This window comes from Streptococcus mitis (assembly GCF_003944325.1).
Classification (GTDB): domain Bacteria; phylum Bacillota; class Bacilli; order Lactobacillales; family Streptococcaceae; genus Streptococcus; species Streptococcus mitis_CW.
The window spans coordinates 1-526 of record NZ_RJPX01000119.1 but is presented as its reverse complement, the minus strand read 5'-3'; the positions used below and the strand labels follow the sequence as shown (position 1 = coordinate 526).

Genomic DNA, 526 nt, shown 5'->3' with positions numbered 1-526 from the left:
CGTTCCTATTGTAAAGGTTGGGGTGCCACTTTCTACCAATTTCTTAGGAATTGTGATGTCACTTGTGCCTTCTTTTGGAAGTTTGCCTTCTTCTTGCGCACTTCCTTTTCCAGTCTGTGGTGTTNCTGGTAATTCGTCATTTGGCAATGTTACTTTGCCATCTGTTACGACTTTCTCTCCTTTAACACCTGGTAATTTNACTTTTGTGCCATTTGGTACGCCGCTTACTGTCACATCCACATTTCCAGTTGTTGGATCTTGCGTTCCTANTGTAAAGGTTGGGGTGCCANTTTCTACCAATTTCTTAGGAATTGTGATGTCACTTGTGCCTTCTTTTGGAAGTTTGCCTTCTTCTTGCGCACTTCCTTTTCCAGTCTGTGGTGTTGCTGGTAATTCGTCATTTGGCAATGTTACTTTGCCATCTGTTACGACTTTCTCTCCTTTAACACCTGGTAATTTCACTTTTGTGCCATTTGGTACGCCGCTTACTGTCACNTCCACATTTCCAGTTGTTGGATCTTGCGTT

The 526-nt window shown here is 42.8% G+C and carries 1 protein-coding gene; it reads right to left on the bottom strand.

The features are described from left to right. Positions 1 to 526: hypothetical protein (locus D8787_RS11645; RefSeq protein ID WP_185776817.1), on the bottom strand; the 526-nt coding region annotated here is incomplete at both ends.